General features: G+C 60.5%; 2 protein-coding genes. Both read left to right on the forward strand.

Annotation, left to right across the window (positions count from 1 at the left end; all coding sequences use genetic code 11):
* On the forward strand, nucleotides 1-829 hold an 829-nt coding region (locus tag GXX82_17895; protein ID NLT24917.1), incomplete at its 5' end, for a sensor histidine kinase.
* A partial coding sequence (locus tag GXX82_17900) for a class I SAM-dependent RNA methyltransferase (protein ID NLT24918.1) occupies nucleotides 819-1,702 on the forward strand: 884 nt, incomplete at its 3' end. The genes GXX82_17895 and GXX82_17900, both read left to right, overlap by 11 nt.

Here is a 1,702-nt window from a genome sequence, read left to right on the forward strand (position 1 = left end):
ACGGGAACTCGTGGATTCCATCGAACGCAACCTCCAGAGGCTCTTCAATATCTCCCGTGAAACGGACCAGATATTCAGGCTTTCCCAGGAACTCGAGGCGGTCATGCTCGTTGGCGACCTCGACCGGCTGTGGCAAAGGATGGAAAGCCTCTCCGAGGTCCCCGCCGACGTCCGCAGCCACTGGAATTCCCTGAGGGAATGGGTCGGCCAGTACTTCGCGGCAAGTACGCAGTTCTTTCAGTCCATCGACCTTTACACCTTCATTGTCTCCATCGTCGAACGCATGAAAGGCCGGCTGCCGGGACGAAGCCTCGACATCAGGGTGGACGGGGCGAACGACCTGTTCATCTCCATGGACCCCCAGGTCCTCCGGGACATCGCCGAGGGTCTCATCAAGAACGCCATCGAGAACACGCCGGACGGAGGCATCATAAGAATAGGCCTCGAACAGAAGGATGACCGGATCCTGCTAAGCGTCACGGACACCGGCATCGGCATCACGGAAGAGGACAAGCGCTACCTCCTCGACGGACTGCATCACGCGAAGGAAACAGACCTTTACTCCTCACGGAAACCGCTGGAGTTCGGCGCGGGGGGGAAAGGGCTCGACCTTTTGAGGATCAAGTACTATTCCCTGCGCTTCGGCTTCGACATCTCCTTCGAAAGCAGCCGCTGCGTCCACATCCCCACCGACCGGGACCTCTGCCCGGGAAATATCTCCCAATGCCCCGCCATCAAGGGCAGGGAAGAATGCCTCGCCTCGGGCGGGACGACATTCACTGTCTCCTTCCCTGTCAGGAAGAGATCGGCCTCGGTCGATGAAGCGTGATCCTAACCTCTCTTCCCGTGACGGACACGCTTTAAGCGTCACCGTTACGGATATCGCCATGCCCGGTGACTCGGGAGTGGCGAAGGCCGGTGACCTCGTGGTCTTCGTTCCCGGCACCATACCAGGCGACAGGGTGGCCATCCGCATCGTGAAGCGGGAGAAGCGCTACGGCCACGGAGTGGTCGTAGCCATCGAGGAGCCGTCGCCCTTGCGGGTTGAACCCGCCTGCCCTCATTTCGGAGCCTGCGGGGGCTGTACCATCCAGTCCATGGATTATGCCCGGCAGCTCGAGATGAAGTCCTCCCACCTGAGGGAATCCCTGAAAAGGATCGGCCGTCTCGACGTTGCTGAAGACCGGTTCGAAGAGATCACTCCCTCGCCCCGGGTTTATTTCTACCGGAGCAAGATAGAACTGGCCTTCGGCTATAAGGGTAACGCGGTCATCGCCGGGATGCGCGGCGGCACGACTGCCGGCGGGACCGGCCGTTCCGCCGTTCTGCCCGTTCCCGGCTGCAGGATCTTCTCCGACGGCCTGCAAAGGATACTCAGCGTGGTCGAGGACCACATGCATGGAGAGGGTCTTTTTCCCTACAACGAGCAAGCGAAAAAAGGAACGCTCCGTCATCTCGTCCTCAGGGAGTCAAAGGCGACGGGGCATATCATGGCCATCGTCGAGACGAAGGGCACAGAGGACCACGGCCTGGGCGAACTCTTCCGGCGGCTCAAGCAGGAGACCCCTCATGTGACAAGCCTCTGGAGGGCCGTCAACGACCGTCCCGGTTCCTATATCGATTACAGCCGTCTTCGTCATGAGGGCGGCGAGCGATATATCGAGGAATCCCTGGCGGGACTCACATTGCGCGTCCATCCCGC

The organism is Syntrophorhabdus sp. (assembly GCA_012719415.1).
Lineage (GTDB): Bacteria > Desulfobacterota > Syntrophorhabdia > Syntrophorhabdales > Syntrophorhabdaceae > Delta-02.